At 66.1% G+C, this 18,518-nt stretch carries 21 protein-coding genes, 1 tRNA gene and 2 pseudogenes; 10 read left to right on the forward strand and 14 right to left on the reverse strand.

The window, feature by feature from the left end:
- Positions 1–85 precede the first annotated feature (85 nt).
- The 6 genes from U5A56_RS15305 to hyfB are packed head-to-tail and all read right to left on the reverse strand — an operon-like array spanning position 86 to position 7,233.
- A complete protein-coding gene (locus tag U5A56_RS15305; protein WP_044843451.1) occupies positions 86–601 on the reverse strand; it encodes an NADH-quinone oxidoreductase subunit B family protein in 516 nt (171 codons plus the stop codon).
- On the reverse strand, positions 601–2,163 hold the full coding sequence (locus U5A56_RS15310) for an NADH-quinone oxidoreductase subunit C (RefSeq protein ID WP_321923176.1): 1,563 nt from the start codon (positions 2,161–2,163) through the stop codon (positions 601–603). Before U5A56_RS15310 ends, U5A56_RS15305 begins: the two co-directional genes overlap by 1 nt.
- A gap of 3 nt (positions 2,164–2,166) precedes the next feature.
- A complete protein-coding gene (locus U5A56_RS15315; RefSeq protein ID WP_321923177.1) occupies positions 2,167–3,630 on the reverse strand; it encodes a hydrogenase 4 subunit F in 1,464 nt (487 codons plus the stop codon).
- Complete coding sequence (locus U5A56_RS15320; protein ID WP_044843454.1) at positions 3,623–4,282, reverse strand: formate hydrogenlyase; 660 nt, start codon at positions 4,280–4,282, stop codon at positions 3,623–3,625. The genes U5A56_RS15315 and U5A56_RS15320 overlap by 8 nt, the downstream gene beginning before the upstream one ends.
- Entirely contained in the window at positions 4,283–5,233 is a 951-nt protein-coding gene (locus U5A56_RS15325) for a respiratory chain complex I subunit 1 family protein (RefSeq protein WP_044843455.1), read from the reverse strand.
- Complete coding sequence (gene hyfB / locus U5A56_RS15330) at positions 5,227–7,233, reverse strand: hydrogenase 4 subunit B (RefSeq protein WP_124666183.1); 2,007 nt, start codon at positions 7,231–7,233, stop codon at positions 5,227–5,229. The genes U5A56_RS15325 and hyfB overlap by 7 nt, the downstream gene beginning before the upstream one ends.
- A gap of 245 nt (positions 7,234–7,478) precedes the next feature.
- Here hyfB and U5A56_RS15335 point away from each other — a divergent pair, with 245 nt between their 5' ends.
- Together U5A56_RS15335 and U5A56_RS15340 are read left to right on the forward strand one after the other, a co-directional pair.
- On the forward strand, positions 7,479–8,246 hold the full coding sequence (locus tag U5A56_RS15335; RefSeq protein WP_321923180.1) for a YoaK family protein: 768 nt from the start codon (positions 7,479–7,481) through the stop codon (positions 8,244–8,246).
- A 168-nt stretch (positions 8,247–8,414) separates the two neighbouring features.
- A complete protein-coding gene (locus U5A56_RS15340; RefSeq protein WP_044843458.1) occupies positions 8,415–8,612 on the forward strand; it encodes a ribbon-helix-helix protein, CopG family in 198 nt (65 codons plus the stop codon).
- Between the two features lie 92 nt (positions 8,613–8,704).
- Here the strand turns inward: U5A56_RS15340 and U5A56_RS15345 are convergent.
- Together U5A56_RS15345 and U5A56_RS15350 are read right to left on the reverse strand one after the other, a co-directional pair.
- Positions 8,705–8,827, reverse strand: a pseudogene (locus tag U5A56_RS15345) (spermidine synthase); the annotation flags it as partial.
- A gap of 104 nt (positions 8,828–8,931) precedes the next feature.
- Positions 8,932–9,283: pseudogene (locus U5A56_RS15350) on the reverse strand (alkylphosphonate utilization protein).
- A gap of 207 nt (positions 9,284–9,490) precedes the next feature.
- On the opposite strand from U5A56_RS15350, the gene U5A56_RS15355 reads away from it, so the two are divergent.
- The 6 genes from U5A56_RS15355 (at position 9,491) to U5A56_RS15380 (ending at position 12,507) form a co-directional block, all read left to right on the forward strand.
- Entirely contained in the window at positions 9,491–9,937 is a 447-nt protein-coding gene (locus tag U5A56_RS15355) for a hypothetical protein (protein ID WP_044843496.1), read from the forward strand.
- A 34-nt stretch (positions 9,938–9,971) separates the two neighbouring features.
- On the forward strand, positions 9,972–10,235 hold the full coding sequence (locus U5A56_RS15360) for an HPr family phosphocarrier protein (RefSeq protein WP_044843459.1): 264 nt from the start codon (positions 9,972–9,974) through the stop codon (positions 10,233–10,235).
- 5 nt (positions 10,236–10,240) lie between these two features.
- Positions 10,241–11,053, forward strand: a complete 813-nt coding sequence (locus U5A56_RS15365; protein ID WP_321923183.1) for a fused MFS/spermidine synthase — start codon at positions 10,241–10,243, stop codon at positions 11,051–11,053.
- A 49-nt stretch (positions 11,054–11,102) separates the two neighbouring features.
- Entirely contained in the window at positions 11,103–11,324 is a 222-nt protein-coding gene (locus U5A56_RS15370) for a hypothetical protein (RefSeq protein ID WP_321923185.1), read from the forward strand.
- Between the two features lie 184 nt (positions 11,325–11,508).
- Entirely contained in the window at positions 11,509–11,988 is a 480-nt protein-coding gene (locus U5A56_RS15375; protein ID WP_321923187.1) for a hypothetical protein, read from the forward strand.
- A gap of 96 nt (positions 11,989–12,084) precedes the next feature.
- Complete coding sequence (locus tag U5A56_RS15380; RefSeq protein WP_044843461.1) at positions 12,085–12,507, forward strand: ACT domain-containing protein; 423 nt, start codon at positions 12,085–12,087, stop codon at positions 12,505–12,507.
- Positions 12,508–13,045: 538 nt separating this feature from the next.
- Here the strand turns inward: U5A56_RS15380 and U5A56_RS15385 are convergent.
- From U5A56_RS15385 to U5A56_RS15400, 4 genes are all read right to left on the reverse strand, one after another.
- Positions 13,046–13,118 (reverse strand) — tRNA-Lys (locus U5A56_RS15385).
- A 47-nt stretch (positions 13,119–13,165) separates the two neighbouring features.
- The gene (locus tag U5A56_RS15390) at positions 13,166–13,729 is read right to left on the reverse strand and encodes an Hsp20/alpha crystallin family protein (RefSeq protein WP_321923190.1); all 564 of its coding nucleotides are present in this window, start codon (positions 13,727–13,729) and stop codon (positions 13,166–13,168) included.
- 412 nt (positions 13,730–14,141) lie between these two features.
- Positions 14,142–14,549: an Hsp20/alpha crystallin family protein gene (locus U5A56_RS15395; protein ID WP_044843463.1), complete on the reverse strand. Its 408-nt coding sequence runs from the start codon at positions 14,547–14,549 to the stop codon at positions 14,142–14,144.
- Between the two features lie 15 nt (positions 14,550–14,564).
- The gene (locus tag U5A56_RS15400) at positions 14,565–15,005 is read right to left on the reverse strand and encodes an Hsp20/alpha crystallin family protein (protein ID WP_321923191.1); all 441 of its coding nucleotides are present in this window, start codon (positions 15,003–15,005) and stop codon (positions 14,565–14,567) included.
- A gap of 249 nt (positions 15,006–15,254) precedes the next feature.
- Between U5A56_RS15400 and U5A56_RS15405 the strand changes: the two genes are divergently transcribed.
- Positions 15,255–15,638: a hypothetical protein gene (locus U5A56_RS15405; protein WP_124519732.1), complete on the forward strand. Its 384-nt coding sequence runs from the start codon at positions 15,255–15,257 to the stop codon at positions 15,636–15,638.
- 174 nt (positions 15,639–15,812) lie between these two features.
- Here the strand turns inward: U5A56_RS15405 and U5A56_RS15410 are convergent, their stop codons facing one another.
- Positions 15,813–17,117 carry a HipA domain-containing protein gene (locus U5A56_RS15410; protein WP_321923192.1) on the reverse strand — a complete coding sequence of 435 codons (1,305 nt, stop codon included), beginning with the start codon at positions 17,115–17,117 and terminating at the stop codon, positions 15,813–15,815.
- Positions 17,107–17,391 carry a helix-turn-helix domain-containing protein gene (locus tag U5A56_RS15415; protein WP_044843467.1) on the reverse strand — a complete coding sequence of 95 codons (285 nt, stop codon included), beginning with the start codon at positions 17,389–17,391 and terminating at the stop codon, positions 17,107–17,109. The genes U5A56_RS15410 and U5A56_RS15415 overlap by 11 nt, the downstream gene beginning before the upstream one ends.
- A 381-nt stretch (positions 17,392–17,772) precedes the next feature.
- On the opposite strand from U5A56_RS15415, the gene U5A56_RS15420 reads away from it, so the two are divergent.
- Positions 17,773–18,483, forward strand: coding sequence for an MgtC/SapB family protein (locus tag U5A56_RS15420; RefSeq protein ID WP_124485856.1), 711 nt, complete (start codon positions 17,773–17,775; stop codon positions 18,481–18,483).
- Positions 18,484–18,518 lie beyond the last annotated feature (35 nt).

Genomic DNA, 18,518 nt, shown 5'->3' on the forward strand with positions numbered 1-18,518 from the left:
CGGCTTGCGTTCGAACGAGACGACGTCATGGATCCGGATATCCGTGCCTCATCGGCCGCCTGAAGGATTGCCACGGGCATCCGCTTCACGCTCCGCGTGATCGGCAGGCGGTCAGGATGCCGCGCAGCAAATCGACCGGAGGGGGCGGGCATCCGGGGATGGTCACGTCGACGGGCAGGACCGACGAAACGGGGCCGCACACCGCATAGCTGTCGGCAAAGATGCCGCCCGTGCATGCGCACTCGCCGGCCGCGACGACGAGTTTCGGCGCCGGCGTGGCGTCGTACGCGGCAAGCACGGCGGCCTTCATGTTCAGCGTGACGGGGCCGGTCACGAGCAGCAGGTCCGCATGGCGCGGGCTGGCGACGAATTTGATCCCGAGCCCTTCGATGTTGTAGTACGGGTTGTTCAGCGCGTGGATCTCCAGCTCGCAACCATTGCACGAACCCGCGTCGATCTGCCGGATGCACAAGGCGCGGCCGAGGAGGTCGAGTATGTCCTGACGAATCTGCTGCGCCTCGTGTCGCCATGCGGCTTCGGTGGCCGGCACGGGTTCGTCGGGAAAGTCGGTGCGCGCGAATTGACGGATGAGTTGCCACATCAGAGATCGTGCCCCGCGTAGTTCAGGTTGAACGACTTGTTGATCAGCGGGAAATCGGGAACGATGTTGCCGATGATCGCGTGCTCGAGCGCCGGCCAGTTCTGCCAGGACGGATCGTGGCAATGGCAGCGCGCGATGGCATCGCCCGATGCCGTCTCGAGCGCGACGAACACGTCGCCGCGCCAGCCCTCCACCCAGCCGATGCCCGCGGATGGTGCCGCCGCGGGCATGACGGCGGCGGCGATCGGCCCCTCCGGAAGATTCGCGAGCAGGTCGGTCATCAGGCGCAGCGATTCGTCGATTTCGGCAAACCGCACGGCGACCCGCGCGGCAACGTCGCCGCGCGCATCGCTGGCCGCCTGGACGGCCAGGTCGTGGTACGGGGCCGGCCGCAGGTTCGCGCGCACGTCGAAGCTCTGGCCGCTGGCGCGGGCGGCCATGCCGCGCACGCCGAAATGCGCGACGACGTCGGCGTTCAGGCGGCCGGTGCCGAGAAACCGGTCCTGCAGCCCGGACTGGTCCTCGTAGATCTTGCGCATCACGTGCACGTCGCGTGCAATGCGTTCGCACTGTTCGGTGAGGATCGCCGCGTCTTCCGGATCGATGTCGACGGCCAGCCCGCCCGGCACGATCCGGTCCATCAGGTAGCGATGCCCGAAGACGCCGCCGTTGGTCCGGATCCAGTTCTCCTTGAGCCGCGAGAACTGCGCGAGACCGAACGCGAATCCGGCATCGTTGCCGAGCGCGCCGAGGTCGCCGAGGTGATTGGCGATGCGCTCGCGCTCGAGCAGGAGGGCGCGCAGCACCAGCGCACGCGCCGGCACGGCCGTGCCGCATGCCTGTTCGAGCGCCATGCAATAGGCCCACGAGAACGCGACGGTCGAATCGCCGGCGATCCGGCCCGCAACGCGATGGCCGTTCGATGCGGCCGTCCGTTCGAACACCCGTTCGACGCCGCGATGTACATAGCCGAGCCGTTCCTCGAGCCGCAGCACCTTCTCGCCGACGACGGAAAACCGGAAATGGCCCGGCTCGATGATGCCGGCGTGAATCGGCCCGACCGCGATTTCATGCACGCCGTCGCCGGCAACCTGCACGAACGGATAATCCGCTTCGTTCGATTCGAATCGCTCGATGCCGGTTGCCTGCTTCTGCAGCGGAAAGTAGTCGTCGGGCCAGTTGCCGTGATTGAGCCACGGGCGCGTGTCGCGCGCATCGCGCGCGCGCAGGCCGGTCAGGTCGAAAATGGCGCGCTGCATGCGCGTCGCGGCGGGAAACATGCCGGCGAGATCGGGATAGTCGCCGTCGGCCCGCGGTTCCGGCCCGGTCGCGAGACGCACCCACAGGACGCCGTCGTCGCATTCGTACGCCGCATTGACCGAAAATACGCGCGCGCGCGTTTCGCCGCCCCACATCGCGACGAGCCGGCTTCGTTCGCTCCGCGCGGCATGCGCGATGTCGAGCCAGCGCGGTTCGTCCACGTCAACCACGGCAGCCGGAACCTGGCCTGCCGCGTGCCGCAGGCGCGTCGAGCCGTCCGCCTGAATCAAGTCGAGTCGCATCGTTCACCCTGCCAGCATCGTCGCCGCCTGGCGGTACCACATGGCCAGGTAAGGCGGCACGTACAGGCCCAGCATCAGGCCGAGTCCCAGATGCACGAACACCGGCAGCAGCGCCGGCCGGTGTTCGAGCGGCGTCGCCGTCGTCGTTTCGCCGAACACCATCCGCTGCACGCGCGCGAAGATCGCCGCGAACGCGACGGCGAGCCCGAGCAGCAGCAACGGCGCGGTCCACGGGAGCGTGTTCATGGCCGTCGTCAGGATCAGGAATTCGCTCGCGAACACGCCGAACGGCGGCAGGCCGAGAATCGCAAGCGCGCCGAGCATCATGGCCCAGCCGACCGCCGGGCTGACCTGCAGCAGCCCGCGAATGCCGTCGATCGCCTGCGTGCCGGCCTTCTGCGCGGCATGGCCGACCGCGAAGAAGATCGCCGACTTGACGAGGGAATGGACCGTCATGTGCAGCAGCCCGGCGAACGTCGCGATCGGGCTGCCGAGCCCGAATGCGAACGTCATCAAGCCCATATGCTCGATCGACGAGTACGAGAACAGGCGCTTCACGTCCTTCTGCCGGAACAGCGAGAACGACGCGACCAGGACCGACACGAGCCCGAACCCGACCAGCAGCCTCCCCGGCAGGCCATTGCCGAGCGCGCCGTCGGCCAGCACCTTGCAGCGCAGCACCGCATACAGCGCGACGTTCAGCAGCAGGCCGGACAGCACCGCCGAAATCGGCGTCGGACCTTCGGCGTGCGCGTCCGGCAGCCAGCTGTGCATCGGCACGAGGCCGACCTTGGTCCCGTAGCCGACCAGCAGAAACACGAAGGCGATCGACACGATCGTCGGGTCGAGCTGCGTCTTGACGGCGGCCAGGCTCGTCCACAGCAGCGCGTCGCCGTCGGTCAGCTGCCGGCTCGCGGCGAGGTACAGCAGGATCGTGCCGAACAGCGCCTGGGCGATGCCCACGCCGCACAGGATGAAGTACTTCCATGCGGCTTCGAGGCTCGCGGCGGTTCGGTAGACGCTGACGAGCAACACGGTGGCGAGCGTGGCGGCTTCCATGGCGACCCACAGCACGCCGACGTTGTCGGTCAGCAGCGCGAGCAGCATCGCGAACATGAAGAGCTGATACATGCTGTGATAGAGCCGCATCCGCGCGGCCGTCATTCGGCCGCGGGCTTCCTCGATCTGCATGTAGGGCCGGGAAAACAGCGAAGTCGTCCAGCCGACGAACGCCGTGAGCGCAACGAGATAGACATTGAGCGGATCGACGAAGAACGCGCGTCCGAATGCGAACGACGGGCCGTGCTCGACGGTGCGCGCGGCCAGCACCAGCGTCGCCGCGAAGGTCAGGAAGCTGAAGCCGACGTTCAGATGGCGCGCGACCCGGCTCGGCCGCACGCAGGCGAGGCACGCGGCGCCCGCGAGCGGCAGCCCGAGCACGGCGAGCACGACGTGGGCGTCATTCATCTTTGAGTTTCTCGAGGTGATGGATGTCCAGGCTGTCGAACTGCTCGCGAATCTGGAACATGAAGACGCCCAGAATCAGGATGCCGATCAGCACGTCGAGCCCGATGCCGAGCTCGACGATCATCGGCATGCCGTTGGTCGCGGCCGCCGCCGCGAAGAACAGCCCGTTTTCCATCGACAGGAAGCCGATCACCTGTGGAATGGCCTTGGCGCGCGTGATCATCGCCATGAACGACAGCAGCACGCACGCGAGCGCAATGCCGAGCGTGCCGCGCGCGACCGAGGTCGCGAGCTGGCTGATCGGCGCGGCGACGTTGAACGCGACGATCACGAGGACGATGCCGATCAGCAGCGTGGTCGGGATGTTGATGAGCGGTTCGACGTCGGTCTTGACGTCGAGCCTGCGCACGAGCCGATACAGGAACCACGGGATCACGCCGACCTTCAGCACGAGCGTCAGCCCGGCGGACACATACAGGTGCACGTCGGCCGTGACGAAGCCGAGGATCAGGTTCGCCGACACGAGCGCGACGCCCTGCAGCGTATAGAGATGGATCAGTGACAGGATCCGGCGCTGGCTCAGCATCGCGAACGACAGCATCAGCAGCACGGCCGCGAGGAAATTGATCAGTTGTGTGGCGTAGGCGTGCATTCATGCCCCCAGCAGCAGGTGGACGAGCATGCCGATCACGGCCAGCAGGAAGGCCGTGGCCAGGAATTCCGGTACCCGGAAGATGCGCATCTTCGCGTTGGCCGTTTCGACCACGGCGAGCGCGACACCGCCTGCGGTCAGCTTGATGAAGAGTACCGGCACCGCCAGCAGCAGCGCGACCGGATCGCCCGCATTCGCGATGCCCCAGGGCACGAACAACGCGAGACCGATGCACGAATACGCGAACAGCTTGAGGCTTGCCGCCCATTCCATCAACGCAAGGTGCCGCCCCGAATATTCGAGGATCAGCGCCTCGTGGATCATCGTGAGCTCGAGGTGGGTGGTCGGATTGTCGACCGGCAGCCGCGCATTTTCGGCCAGCGCGACCAGCGTGAACGCGATGCCGGCGAACGCCAGGCTCGGATAGATCGTGAGCTCGCCGCGGCCGAGCGTCGCGACGATGCTCGTCAGCAGCGTCGACTGCGTGATCAGCGAGGCCGACAGGAGCACCATCAGCAATGCCGGCTCCGCGAGGAAGCCGATCAGCATTTCGCGGCGGGCGCCGAGCGTGCCGAACGCCGTGCCGACGTCCATCGCCGCGAGCGACAGCGCGACGCGCGCGAGCGCGAACAGGCCGACGAGCGCGATCGCATCGGCGGCGGGCGACAGCGGCAACTCGGTCGACAGGGTCGGCACGATCGCGCACGCGAGCGTCATGGCGGCCCAGACGACATAGGGCGCGCCGCGGAACACGGGGCTCGCACCGTGCGCGATGACCGATTCCTTGTTGAACAGCTTGTGGAGCATCCGGTACGGCTGCCAGATGGACGGCGCGCGCCGGTTCTGAAGCCAGGCGCGGCATTGGTTGACCCACCCCGTGAGCAATGGCGCGGCCGCGATCGCTATCACGATTTCGAGAGTCTGCGAGATGACGCCGGACAGGGTTACCATCGTCTCACCAACATCAGCAGCACGATCAGCACGACGAAACTGTAGGTCAGGTAAACCGCGATCTTGCCCGTCTGCAGGCGGCCTGCCCAGTCGGCGGCGCGTTGCGTGAGCGCCGCGATGCGCGCGTAGAGCGCGGACCAGGTGCGATCGGTCACCGACACCCGGTAGGCCGGCTGGGTGTCGAACGGCGACGGCAATTGCCGCTCGATGTGCAGCAGCGGTGCGAAGATTTCGCGGATCGGCTGCCCGAATCCTTCCGCCGTATCCTGCATGCGCGCGGTCGTGAACGGGAAGCCGCAGCCCCACGGGGCCGCGCGGCGCAGCCGGCCGTGATAGAAACGCCGCACCAGCACCCACGCGAGCCCGCAGCAGGCGATGAAGAACAGCATGAACGCCGCCGGCATGTAGCTCGCGCGAGCGGCCGACACGGGCGCGAACAGCAGCCAGCCATGATTGTCCGCGCCGACGCCGGCGCCGACCAGCGTGTGCGTGACGCGATCCAGCAACTTGACGAACTGGGCGGGCATCAGCCCGAGCAGCACGCTGGCGGCCGCGAACCAGCAGAACGCGAGCCGTTCCCACGCGTTCGCGTCGCGGGCGCGGTTCAGCTTCGCTTCTCTCGGCTGCCCGAGGAACACGATGCCGAAGAACTTGACCATCGTGTAGCCGGCCAGCGCGGCCGACATCGCGATCAGCGCGGCGGCGATCGGCACCGTCATGGCGAGTACCGAATCCGGCAACCGCGGCGCGAACAGAAAGCCCTGCAGCAGCAGCCACTCGGCCACGAAACCACTGAGCGGCGGCAGGCCCGCGCTGGCCGCGACGCCCGCGAGCACGGCCCACGCGGTCCACGGCATGAAGCGGATCAGTCCGCCGAGCCTGCCGAGATTGCGCTCGCCGGTGGCGTGGAGCACGGCGCCCGTGCCCAGGAACAGCAGGCTCTTGAACGCTGCGTGCGCAACGATCTGGTACAGCATCGCGGTCAGCGCGAGCGCGGACAGGCTCGTCATCCCGTACGCGCGGAACAGCACCGCGAGACCGAGCGCGACGAGCATCAGGCCGACGTTGTCGATCGACGAATAGGCGAGCAGGCGCTTCATGTCGACCTGGATGGTGCTGAACACCACGCCGAGCAGCGCGGTGCCGAGCCCCAGCATGAGCAGCAGCACGCCCCACCACGCAATCTGCACGTGCAACAGGTCGAACAGCACGCGCAGCAGGCCGTACAGGCCGACTTTCAGCACGAATCCGCTGAGGAGCGCCGAGACCGGCGACGGCGCCGCGGGGTGAGCCTCCGGCAGCCACACATGCAGCGGGAAGATCCCCGCCTTTGCGCCGAACCCGACGAGCGCGAACAGGAAGGCGAACGACGCGGGCAACGCATCCAGCGACTGCGCGCGCAGGTTGGCGAAGGTGTAGTCGCCGGTGCGCGCCTGCAGAATGCCGAAGCAGAGCAGCAGCGCCAGCGCGCCGACGTGCGAGATCAGGAAATACAGGTAACCGGCCCGGCGGATCTCGCCGATCCGGTGGTTGGTCATGACGAGAAACGTCGCGGACAGCGTCAGCGTCTCCCAGGCGACCATGAATACATAGGCGTCGTCGGCGATCAACACCAGCGCGATGCTTGCGACGCAGACGTGGTATTCGAAGCAGATCAGCCCGGGCGCGGATCCTTCGCCCTTGCGGAAATAGCCGGCTGAAAAGGCGCCGATCCCAGTGCTGACGAGGCCGAGCACGAACAGGAAATAGCCGGACAGGCGATCGAGACGCAGATGAAAGGGCAGGCCGGGAAGCCCGATCGGCAGCACCGCGGCAGACGGTTCGGCAAGGATGCCGGCGAGGCCCGCCGCGCCGACGAGCAGTCCGACCAGCGCACCGAGCGGAAAGAGGCCGTGGGCAACCAGTCGCGTGCGGCGCAGCGCCCCGAGCCCCAGCGTGCCGACCGCGAGCCACGCGGCCACGGCCAGCAGGACGAAATGGACGACCGGCACGGGTGCCATCCGGAATGTCTCCAGTACGCTCGGGTTGGACGAGGTGATGGAAAGGCCGCTTCTTCCGCGACCTGTTCCTGCCCGCATTATGACACCGAAAGACGAATCAGGATAACAAGGTATGATAATGCCGTTATCATGAAAGTCTCATGGCACCCTGGATGGAACGGGCGACCGTGGCGGTGTGCCGCGGCGCGCCGGGCTCCGCTCGGGGCGTCGTTGTCTCCCGATCCGGGCGAATGAGGGAAGATCCTATGCCAGCGCAGTACTTCCGAAGCCTGACGGGAAAACACCGCAGCGCGGCCGCGAACCGCCAGCTCGGGTTTTCGCTTGCCTTCGTCGCCGGCGCGACCAATGCCGGCGGTTTCCTCGCAGTCAAGCAATACACGTCGCACATGAGCGGGATCGTGTCGGCGATCGCGGATCAGACCGCGCTCGGCGACATCCGGCTCGTGCTGGCCGGGGTGGGTTCGCTCGCGTCGTTTCTGGTGGGTGCCGGCTGCTCGGCCGTGCTCGTCAACTGGGGGCGGCGCCGCGGCCTGCAGAGTCAGTATGTGCTGCCGCTGCTGGTCGAAGCGGGGCTGCTGCTACTGTTCGGGCTGCTCGGCAGCCATCTCGCGCTGTGGGAAGCGTTCTTCATGCCGGTCACGGTGATCCTGCTGTGCTTCATCATGGGGCTGCAAAACGCGATGATCACCAAGCTGTCGGGGGCGGAAATCCGCACGACGCACATGACGGGCATCGTGACGGACCTCGGCATCGAACTCGGCAAGCTCTTTTACTGGAATCGTTCAAGTGCCGACGTGCACGCGCAGACGGTGATCGCAAACCGCGCGAAGCTCAGGATTCACGCGACGATGCTGGCGTCGTTCTTCGTCGGGGGGCTGGCCGGCGCAATCGGCTTCAAGCATGTCGGCTACGTGTCGACCGTGCCGCTGGCCGCGGCACTCGTCACGCTGGCGATCGTGCCCGTCGTCGACGACGTGCTCGACTATCTCTATCGGCTTGACCGCCGGTCGTGAGCCGGCACGAGGTGAAACGAAACCCGACCGTACGTTGGCGGCGGCCTATCCTGCTCGAGGCGCCGTCGCCGCGCGTGGGCCGCACGCGCGTGCCGAATGCTCTCCGGCGCGGTACGCAAGGGCCGATGCATTATAATTAAATTAGCATATCGCCGACTCTGCCCTGCAATGGAAACGAAAACCGCACGCTTGACCATCCTGATCGATCCCGCCAAGAAAGAGGCGTTCGACATGCTCTGCGCGGAGCAGGACCTGACGCCGTCGCAAGTCGTGCGGCAGTTGATTCGCGAGTATCTCGAACAACACGGCGTGAGCTACAAGACGAAAAGCGCGCTCGGCAAGCGGGTGAAGCGAAGCGCGGACTGAGTTCGCGAGCCGCCTGGACGTCGATTTCCCGGTGCGCATGCCGTGCGCATGCCAGGGGCGGTATGGGCATCCTTCCGTGTCACTTACTTCGTGCCATCCGCACGGGCCATCTTGAACCGGGCATCGTCTGCAGGAATCCTGAATACATCGCGTAGCGCGATCATGTCCGGATTGGTTTCGATCGCATCGATGATCACGCCGCGCAGATTCCGATAACCGCGCTCCATGCCCGATCGATCCCGGTAGATATGTTGTCGGTGGGGAGCGCGTGCAGCGCACTGCGACGACAAGCGGGTTCGCCGTAGGTAAGCGCGCGGCGTCACGCTTCCCGGCGAAAGCACGCCGCGAGCACGAAGCTGCCCGCGTCGGTCTTGCCGTCGATCTCGGGATCGCCGCAGACGATCCGGATGCTTTTTACCTCGGCGCCCATTCTCAGCGTGATCGATGGACCCCTCACGCGCAGATCCTTGATCCGCGCGGCCACGCCGCCGTCCGACAGCATTGCCGTTCGCGTCCTTGACGACTCGCCTGGCCGATTCGTCAGCGGATTCGATGCCGGCGCCCGCCGACCATTCATGACCTCAGTCCGCGCACAGATGCAGTGTGCCGTTCGGGCAGGTGTATTCCATTGCGCATTGCGGGCAGGCGGGGGCACCGTTCGCGGCTTCCATCGGACGGATTCGAGCCGGTCGGCGGCAAAAGCGGGCTGATGCCTGCCTCGCCGGAACGGGCGCCGTGCCGTCGGCTCGCAGGCGGGCCGACCACGGGGCGGGCGCACACAACATTATAATGAAATACACATTCGATGAATGCTGTCTTATAATTCAGCCTTGCCGCCGATCGCCGGAATTGAGGGCGGATTCGCGGAGGTAGCCGACATGTTCGATCTGGATGGGATGCTGCTGTTGCCCGATCGGCGGCCCATATCCCTGCCGGAGGTCGCGGGGAGCCGGGGGCTTGTCGTGGTGGGCGTCGGGCGCGGCGGCGAGCGCGGCTTCCAGATGGTCCACCGCTTCCATGATGTGGGCGAGCGGCTCGCGGCCGCCGGTATTCATCTGGCGTTCGTCTATCCGCGGGAATCGGCTCGGCATGTGATGGATCCCATCTCGGTGGCCAGTGCGCGGTTCCGGCACCACCCGCGCCTGCTGCTCGATGCGGATGGCTGCTGTTTCGCGCAGGGCGTGCCGCCTCGATTGCTCCGTGCCGTGTATCTGAGCGGCGCAATGCAGCGTCTCGCCGGTTTCGAAATCGACGTGCGCAACGCGGCATGGGAAACCGAGTTCCAGGCGTTCCTGATGGCCTGCCGGATCGGCCCGTCCCACTGAATACCAGCTCCATCTCACGCCACACGCGAGGAACATGGCAACCGTCGTCTATTTCGAAGCAGGTCCCGCCTGGAGCCGGAACGGTGCGACCGCCGTGCGCGATGCGCTCGTGGTCACGGCGCGCCGTTTCGACAGCGACATCCTGCTGATCGCCAATGGGCGGCGCGGGAATGCCAAGGACGGCATGGCCATGTCATCGCTGCAGGTGCGTCGCGGCGCATCCGCGCAAGTCCTTGCAAGCGGTCCGGACGAAGAGGCGGCGCTTCGTGCGCTCTTGCCCTTGCTTCAAGAGGGCTGACCCGCGTGCCGCCTGTCGATTTTCCGTTCCTGGGCCTGCGCGCGGCTTCCCCGGCCGAGATTGCCGACAAGCCGATCGTCGTGGAAAACGAGCACCTCGTCTCGCTGTGCTTCGACGGCCGTGGCATGCAAAGCACGATGCTGCGGGAGGCTCCGGACGCGCTCGCACTCGGCTACACGCGCACGATGATGGGGTTCCTGCTGTTTCAGCCGGAACCCGCGCATGTGGGCTTGATCGGGCTCGGCGGCGGTTCGCTCGTGAAGTATTGCTATCGGAACCTGCCGAACACCCGTCTCATAGCAATCGAAATCAATCCGGAAGTGATCGCGCTTCGCGACCGGTTCCACGTTCCACCCGATGACGCACGACTGACGATCATCTGCGCGGACGCGGCGCGGCACCTGTCGACGACCGCGCACACATTCGATGCGCTGTTGCAGGATGGTTTCAATGCGGACGGCGCGCCGTCCGAGCTCTGCAGCGCAGCCTTCTACGATACCTGTCGCGCGCGAATGAACGACGACGGCGTGCTCGTCGTCAATCTGCTCGGCGACGATCCGCGACTCGGTGATTGTCTCGCGAGGCTGCGTGAGACGTTCGGCCCTTCCGTCGCAATCGCACCGGCTGAAGACGGTGCGGGCAACGTGATCGCCTTCGCCTGGAAGAGCGACGCACCGCTGCCGTCGCTCGACGCACTCATCGAACGTGCGGATCGGCACTGCGGCCACCACGGCATCGACCTCGTCGATGCCGCCGTACGCATCGAGGTCGGCGCCCGTTACGACTGGACGCGCCTGAGTGCGTGTCTTGCCGATTGAGTCCGATACATGCGGCACCCTTGATCATGATCAAACACCTGGAGACGCCATGAGCGATAACCAAGCTTCGACCGTTCCGACCATCTCGGCATCCGCGATCTGGGCGCTGGAGCGCCTCGCCGATATTCGTTACGGTCGCGATACACCCGCACTTGGCTGGTCCATTACCCGCGAGCTCATCGGCGCAGGATTCGTGCGCCATCCGACGAACGGCCGCGGAAGCGTCTCGATCACGGCAGCCGGACAGACGTTCCTGAAGAACCGGAAATAGTTCTGGTCGGCGTCGCTCGCGAATCGCACGGTCGCGTCGATCCGGGCATCCATGCCGGGTCGTTCATGTCATGGGCGGTTGCGTTCGACAGGGGAAGCGTCAACGCGCCAGGGTGCGGCTGCGAATTGCGGTGGCGCGCGAAGATGAGCAAGCGTGCCGCTGCGGACATGACGAAAGGCTGAACGTGCTTTCCTACCTGCGGTTACTTTTTGCGCGACGCAAATTTCGCCGGCTTCCCGTGATTCGTTTTCAATCGACGCCGATCGATCTGGGCATCGACGGTGTGCCGCATTCGGGTTGGGAAGTCGCGATCCTCGCGGCATCCGGCGGTATCGTCGGCGCGGCGACATACAGCCTGGCGCCGCGAACCGATCGGGTATATGTCCATCGACTGGAAATTCTCCCGACGATGAGGCGCCGCGGCTACGGTCTCGCCTTCCTGTCGTATCTGCATCGAACGTACCAGTTGCCCATTACTCCCATCGACGACGGGCCCGAGGCCCGGTCGTTCTGGCGCGCCGCGAGATCCTTTCAATCCGGAGCGTGGCGGGTTACGTCCGGGCAATCATCCGACGAGTTCCGCGACGCGCTGCTTCAATGGCGGCATCGGCAGGCGGTCATGCTCGGCTTGCGTCCCCCGTCGGCGAGATCATCGGATTCCTAGGCGAACCTGCATGACGCCGTTCGCACAAGCGGCCTTGCTCGCCGGTCATGCGCGACATAGATTGTCTTCATCGAGGTCCGACTTTTTGGAGGGGCCATGGAACTGCTCGTGGAACGCGTTGACGTATGGGCGGCCACCATCGAGGACAAGCCGGGCGGTCTTGCACACGTGCTGAACGCGTTGCGGGATGCCGGCGTGGATTTGCAATTCATTGTCGCCCGGCGCACCCAGGAAGCACCCGGCAAAGGGGTGGTATTCGTCGCGCCGCTGCAGGGAGATCGGGAGACCCGTGCTGCCACGCAGGCGGGATTCAGTCCTAGCTCGAGCCTGCACTCGATTCGTGTGATGGGGCTGGACCAGATGGGGATCATCGCGGAGCTGACCCAGAAACTGTCGGACGGCGGGATCAATCTCCGCGGCGTATCCGCCGCCGTGCTCGGCTCGCAGTTCATTGCCTATCTAGCGCTCGACTCGCTGGCCGACGCCGAGCAGGCGACAGACATCCTGCAAAGGCCCTGAATTGCCGCTTCAGTCGACTGCCGGGTGAGGCGGGGCGCCTTTCACGGCTGAATCTCGCGTGCGTTGCATCGGGCGTGCGGCGTGGTCTGCCCCGATCTTCGGCCGGGTGAGGCCGCCGCGGAATATCGACGGCCAATCGATTGCGGCATGCGCGGGCGACGCGCCGCAGCGGCGCTTCGTTCGCGTGATTCGCCGCGTACGTCTGCCGTGTTCCTGTGTCTTCGCGTGCCTTCGCGTTTCGTCATGCCGTGTGAGGCAAACACGGGCGAGCGGGCAGGGGATTGATCGACCCGGCGTATTTGTTCGCGTTCGAGTTTTTAAGAAAAACAGATGCATTGTGATAAGAATACTTATCCTGTCTTATCCATTCAGCATCGCCGATTCCCCCGCTTGTCGCTTTCGTTCGCTGGTCACCACTGGCGGGAGTTCGCAGCCGTCCCTTCCACATTGGCTGGCTGACCGTCATCCATGGCTTCGTCGCGTTCATCGCCCATCGCAAGCCGCGTTTGTCGGGGGGCAGCGGATTTTCGGTTCCCGGTGGGCCGTACTGGATTCGAACCAGTGACCAACGGACAAAAAGTCGGCCGCTCCACCAACTGAGCCAACGGCCCGGTTCGTCCGATATCCGCCCGCCCCCACGGCACTTTTCGTGTTTGCCCTAGCGGATTTCGATCGTGCGACTCACGGTCTGTGTCGGCTCCGACTTTGGCACGGTCAACGTGAGTACACCGTTATCGAACTTTGCCAACGTGCGATCGGGGTCGGCGTAGTCCGGCATCGGGATCGTGCGGATGAAGCTTCCGTGGGCGCGCTCCAGCCGGTAACAGCCGTTTTCCTCGCTGCGTACGTCCTGCTTTTTCTCTCCGCGCAGCACGATTGCCCCGTCCTCGACGCTCACCTTCAGATCTTCGCGCGCCATTCCGGGCAGTTCGGCGGTCACGCGCAGCACCGGTCCTTCATCGACGACGTCGATGCGCGGCTGGAAGCGCGATGAACTGAAGTCGCCGAACCATCGTTCGAGCGCGCCACGGCCTGCGAGCGGGTCATGAAGGAATTCCTCCACCGCACGCCACGGCTCACGTGAGAACAGTCGCGGAATGTCGGGCCACGCGGCCCGCCACTGTTCGCTTGTCGGCGGGTTTTCCGGGCCTTCCGCGTCGGACTTGCGGGCAGTTCCGCGAAGGAACTTGAAGGGGTTCCACTTTTTCGGATCGGTATTCATGGCGTCCTCCGATTCAGCTTCAATCCGTTTCGAGCGTGGCGGCCAGCCCCTCGGGCAGCAAGCGTGCCCCGAGCCTCGACTGCGCCGGGCATGCCGCGATCGATCAGTTGCACCGCGTACTCGAGCGCATCGCGCTGCGTTTCGGCCGCGCTTGTGCAGCGCTCGCCGAAACGCGGCGGATGCCGGTCGGCCGACACCTCATCGTTCCGTTCGATCCGGACGATGGCGATGTAGCCATCCGGTGCGGACGTGCGTGTCGCGATCGTCGCATGGGCACGGTGCGGACAAGGACCGCATGCCCTTTCCAGGACTCCTGAGCGACATCGGAAACCGGTGCCTCCCGCGCCTGGTTCGCGACGGGCGGCGGCGTTTTCCCCGCCGCCCATCTTCCCGACCCGCCGTTGCCGCAGGGTCAGCCGGTCCTGACTTCGATGCGCCGTGGGCGAGCCTCGTCGCGACGCGGGATCGTCAGCTTCAACACCCCGTCCTGGAGGCTGGCCTCGATCTTCGACGTATCGAAGTCCGGTGACAGCGTGAACGTCCTCGCGAAGTGCGGCTCCCGGACCTCGGCATGCTGCAGGCGCAGATTGGCCGGCGTCGGCACCACCGCCTCGGCCTCGATCGAGAGGCTGCTGTCGTGAACCTTGACGTCCAGCTTGTCCTTCGTCACGCCGGGCAGATCTGCCCACAGTGTGACGCCCTGGTTGCTTTCGTAGATGTCGACGGCCGGGGTGAGGGTGATCCGGCGCGTAGCCTGTTCCGCGTCGCGGCGCGTGACTGCGGACGGGTCGCGTTCAGCCAGTTTGGTCATGTCGTTCATGATCGGCTCCTCGAGTTACTGGACAGTGATGGCGCGTGGCTTGGACGACTCGCGCTTGCCGATACTGATCGACAGGCAGCCATTTTCGTAGCGCGCCTGGACCTTGTCGGGATCGGCGGTGTCGGGCAGCTCGATGACGCGCCGGAAGGCGCCGACGAAGCGCTCCTGCGCATACGTACGCGTCTCGCTTTCAGTGTCGGGTTGCGTCGATTTGCGTTCGCCGCTGAGGGTCAGCAAGCCCTTGTCGATCGACACGTCGAGTTCGGCGGCGTTGACGCCCGGGGCGAAGGCGACGATCTCGATCGACTCGTCCGTCGCGCCGATGTTGATCTGAGGAAATGCGCCGAGCCGGCTCGCGCGGATGCTGGACGGGAAGCCGCCGAAGAGTTGCGCCATCTGCCGCTGCAGGCGGTCGAACTCGCTGAAGAGATCGGTTCCGAAGTAAAGATCGCTCATGATCGTATCCTCCTGGATGGCAATCGGGAGGCGAACGGGCCTACGCGCTCCAGTTCGCCTGCCGGACTGCCGGCAAACAAATCGAAACACGCAGCGCGCGGGATGAAACGGTTCGCGCGTCTGCCTGAGCGAAACTCAAGATAGGCACTCTGCGGAAAATTTCAAGGGGCGTCGGCAGATTTTTGCACTTGAAATTCCGGTGCTGGAACCTATCATCGCAGCGGCTTGGAACTGCATGCGGAGGACGCCATGGAATTCGATACGGACTGGCTTACGCTGGGCAGGCATCGTATCCGGCTGCGCTCGACGAAGGGCTTTCCGACCGAGACGATGCGCACCGTGACCGAGGTCGTCAGGCTCGCGATCGACAACAACATGAGCGCGCGGGCGCGACTCGTCGAGATCGTCTGCCGGCAGGAAAAGACCTACGACGTGCTGGTCGGCACGACGATGGCGGAGGACAAGGCTTGTGCACCGCAACTTGAAGCCGCGGTCGCGGTCGTGCTGGGCCTGTTGCCCGAGCAGATCAACATCACGGTCACCCCGGTCACGCAAAAGGAGGTCGATCTGCACTTTGGCGTGTACGAGCGGATGCTGTCGGAGAAGCTGAGTTCGACGCCGCCGATCCGCTGACCGAGCGGTTCGGCGCGCCGCCGTACGGCCGGCGCAGGTTCGCGTCTGCCGACATGCCGGCGCGGGGCGGGCACGGCGGCAACGATCGCGGAATGGGGCACCCGACCGACGCCGGACGTCGGATTGGCGATCCACCTGGACCGGCGCACCCATGTGCATGCTTCATGCCCGTCCTCAACCGTGCGTCGGCCGAAGCGCGCGCCCCATCTCCGCGATCGGCATCGCCGCGATCGAATTCAGCAGCCGCGTCTCGCCGGCGTCCGGGCGCGCGATTGCCCGCACTTCCTCGAGCGTCTGCGCGACATGGCGATCGAGCGGTTCGAGAAAGCGCTGCAGTTCGCTTGCCGCCGCTTTCGCCCTGAGCCCGAGCGCCTGACCGAACGCGATCAGCGCGGCCGCATCGATTTCGACAAAGCGCGTCGCGTTGCCGAGCGGCATCGTCAATTCGCAGTGCGGCCAGTGATCGCCGCGATGGTCGGGGCGGTGCGTCGGCGTGTGATACACGACCGTGCTGACGATGTCGTAGAACGGCGCGAGCCGGTAGCCGCGCGCGTCGACGAAGAACGACAGGTTCTTCAGGTGCGCGTCGGCATTGCCGACCACCACGTTGAACACGGTCCAGCGGAACACCGACAGGCGCGCCAGCGCGCGCGTGCTGGTGCGCTCGATCGCGCGGGCGAGCTCCTGCGCGTTCGCGCGCTGGTACTTGAAGCCGCGGTCGTAGTTGAGCAACTGCATCGCGTCGATCGTATGCACGCGTGCGGCCGGCGCCGACGCGACGTCGCGGTCGAACCGGTCGATCACGTAGCACGCGGACGGCGCGCGCAGGAAGTGCACGTCGGGCACGTCGAGCCCCATCTTCTGCGCGAGCTTCATGCAGAAGAATTCGTTGATCGCCGAGTGCGGGTAGCCGGCCGCGCGCATGTCCGGCTTGAGCAGGTGCATCGACGGCTCGCTGCCGACCGGCTCGTACAGCGCGTAGTCGGGTGCATCGCCGCGCAGCACCAACAGCAGCTTCTGCTGCGCACCGGCCGCCGACATGCGCTTGGGCGCGGTGGCCGTCAGCGCGCGCTCGGGCATCGCCCGGATCCGGCGTTCGAGCTCGTCGAGCGGCAGCGGCTGCAGGCTGCCGGGCGCTTCCCGTTCGCCGTCGGCCAGCAGCGTCAGCGCGCCGGCCGATTCGCGCCCGAAGTACGCGAGCAGGCCCCACGCGTCGGCGGCGTCGACCTTCGCCTCGCGCGCGAGCGAGGTGCGCATGCCTTCCTCGGGCAGCAGGTTGTCGAAGAACCACTGGACCGGGCGATCGGTCGACGTGTCGGTGTAGGGGCCGGCGCGCAGCGCGAACGCCGGGGACAGCGGATAGGCGGCCGGGGACGCGAGCCATTGCGGGTCGTACGCGAACGACCAGATGCCCTTGTCGTCGGTCAGCGTACCCATGCGCACGCCGTTGGCGGATGCGATCAGCGTTCTAGCCGCCATGGCTGCTCCTGCGGCGTTGCGCGGCCTTCAGCGCGGTGGCTTCCGAAATCTCGACCGACGACTCGGCGTAGAGGCGCACGCCCAGTTCGCCGAGCAGCAGCATGACCTTGCCGATTTGCGCGGTCGGCTTTCCGCCTTCCACCTGGCTGATGAATTTCGGCGACAGCCCGGTCGCGTTCGCGAGTTCGTCGCGCGTGAACCCCTGCTGGAGCCGCGCCGCGCGGATGAGGTGGGCGAGCGCGCCGATCGTGTCGACGGACTGGGACTCCGACATGACGTTCTCCATGCTTCGTATCTGATCGGGAACAGTATTGCACAACTCGCCGGCCGGGGCATCATTTCGTATCCGTACAGGAACGGAGCGGCGAACCGGGGAGCCGGTGCGCCGTTTCGTACCCGATCGGATACCGAGAGGCGCGAAATCGTGACGCAGGCGATTTTCGTATCCGAACGGATGCGGAGAAGGATGGGACCGTGACGGCGGCCCGGTCGCATGCGCGCGCGACGACTGAGCGGTCAGGGCGCTAGCCGTGCGCGCGGCGACACGCCGACACTGTGACACGCGCGCGAGCCGGGCCCGAACCTTGCGCGCCGCAAGCGTCGTCCGCGGCCACGCCGCGACGCATCACGCAAGAAGATTTGCAGGGAGGCGCGCATGGAGCCGATGCCGGTCGTACTTCAGTGGGATGCGGTCCTCGTCAGGATCGTCCTGGCGCTCGTCGCGGGCGGGCTGATCGGCCTCGATCGCAGCGAATCCGGCAAGACGGCAGGGCTGCGCACGACGATCTTCGTCTGTCTCGCCGCGTGCCTGGCGATGCTGCAGGTCAACGCGCTGCTGCTGCAGGCCGGCAAGCCGCAGGACGGGTTCTCGGTGCTCGACCCGATGCGCCTGCCGCTCGGCATCCTGACCGGGATGGGCTTCATCGGCGGCGGCGCGATCCTGCATCGCGACGGCCTCGTATCCGGCGTGACCACGGCCGCGACGCTGTGGTTCGTCACCGTCGTCGGACTGTGCATCGGCGGCGGCCAGCTGTCGCTCGGCGCGCTCGGGCTCGCGCTCGCCCTCCTGGTCGTATGGCCGCTGCGGTTGGTCGAGCAGCGCGTGCGCAGCGTCAGGACTGCGCTGGTCACGGTCGAGTACGAACTGGGCTCGACGGCGCGCGAGCGCCTGACGACCGGGCTGCACAATGCGGGCTTCGCGTGCCGCACGCGCGGTTTTCGCGAAACGGCCGCGCGTGCGTTGCGCGAGGAAGAACTGCTCGTGAAGTGGCGCGAACCGGCCGACGCCGATGCGATGCTGCGTCAACTGATCCGGATCGTCGAATCGGCCGGCCTGACGTCGATCCGCTGTTCCGAGGAGAACTGAGCCGCACGGCGCTTGCCGGAACGTCGGCGGGTTGC

This window comes from Burkholderia sp. BCC1998 (assembly GCF_905339875.1).
GTDB lineage: Bacteria > Pseudomonadota > Gammaproteobacteria > Burkholderiales > Burkholderiaceae > Burkholderia.

Coding starts and splice junctions, on each gene's coding strand:
- U5A56_RS15370 (WP_321923185.1), top strand. CDS start 11,103: ATGAGCGATAACCAAGCTTCGACCGTTCCGACCATCTCGGCATCCGCG.
- U5A56_RS15395 (WP_044843463.1), bottom strand. CDS start 14,549: ATGAACGACATGACCAAACTGGCTGAACGCGACCCGTCCGCAGTCACG.
- U5A56_RS15420 (WP_124485856.1), top strand. CDS start 17,773: ATGGAGCCGATGCCGGTCGTACTTCAGTGGGATGCGGTCCTCGTCAGG.
- U5A56_RS15325 (WP_044843455.1), bottom strand. CDS start 5,233: ATGGTAACCCTGTCCGGCGTCATCTCGCAGACTCTCGAAATCGTGATA.
- U5A56_RS15315 (WP_321923177.1), bottom strand. CDS start 3,630: ATGAATGACGCCCACGTCGTGCTCGCCGTGCTCGGGCTGCCGCTCGCG.
- U5A56_RS15400 (WP_321923191.1), bottom strand. CDS start 15,005: ATGAGCGATCTTTACTTCGGAACCGATCTCTTCAGCGAGTTCGACCGC.
- U5A56_RS15340 (WP_044843458.1), top strand. CDS start 8,415: ATGGAAACGAAAACCGCACGCTTGACCATCCTGATCGATCCCGCCAAG.
- hyfB (WP_124666183.1), bottom strand. CDS start 7,233: ATGGCACCCGTGCCGGTCGTCCATTTCGTCCTGCTGGCCGTGGCCGCG.
- U5A56_RS15355 (WP_044843496.1), top strand. CDS start 9,491: ATGTTCGATCTGGATGGGATGCTGCTGTTGCCCGATCGGCGGCCCATA.
- U5A56_RS15305 (WP_044843451.1), bottom strand. CDS start 601: ATGTGGCAACTCATCCGTCAATTCGCGCGCACCGACTTTCCCGACGAA.
- U5A56_RS15405 (WP_124519732.1), top strand. CDS start 15,255: ATGGAATTCGATACGGACTGGCTTACGCTGGGCAGGCATCGTATCCGG.
- U5A56_RS15410 (WP_321923192.1), bottom strand. CDS start 17,117: ATGGCGGCTAGAACGCTGATCGCATCCGCCAACGGCGTGCGCATGGGT.
- U5A56_RS15360 (WP_044843459.1), top strand. CDS start 9,972: ATGGCAACCGTCGTCTATTTCGAAGCAGGTCCCGCCTGGAGCCGGAAC.
- U5A56_RS15380 (WP_044843461.1), top strand. CDS start 12,085: ATGGAACTGCTCGTGGAACGCGTTGACGTATGGGCGGCCACCATCGAG.
- U5A56_RS15390 (WP_321923190.1), bottom strand. CDS start 13,729: ATGAATACCGATCCGAAAAAGTGGAACCCCTTCAAGTTCCTTCGCGGA.
- U5A56_RS15415 (WP_044843467.1), bottom strand. CDS start 17,391: ATGTCGGAGTCCCAGTCCGTCGACACGATCGGCGCGCTCGCCCACCTC.
- U5A56_RS15310 (WP_321923176.1), bottom strand. CDS start 2,163: ATGCGACTCGACTTGATTCAGGCGGACGGCTCGACGCGCCTGCGGCAC.
- U5A56_RS15320 (WP_044843454.1), bottom strand. CDS start 4,282: ATGCACGCCTACGCCACACAACTGATCAATTTCCTCGCGGCCGTGCTG.
- U5A56_RS15335 (WP_321923180.1), top strand. CDS start 7,479: ATGCCAGCGCAGTACTTCCGAAGCCTGACGGGAAAACACCGCAGCGCG.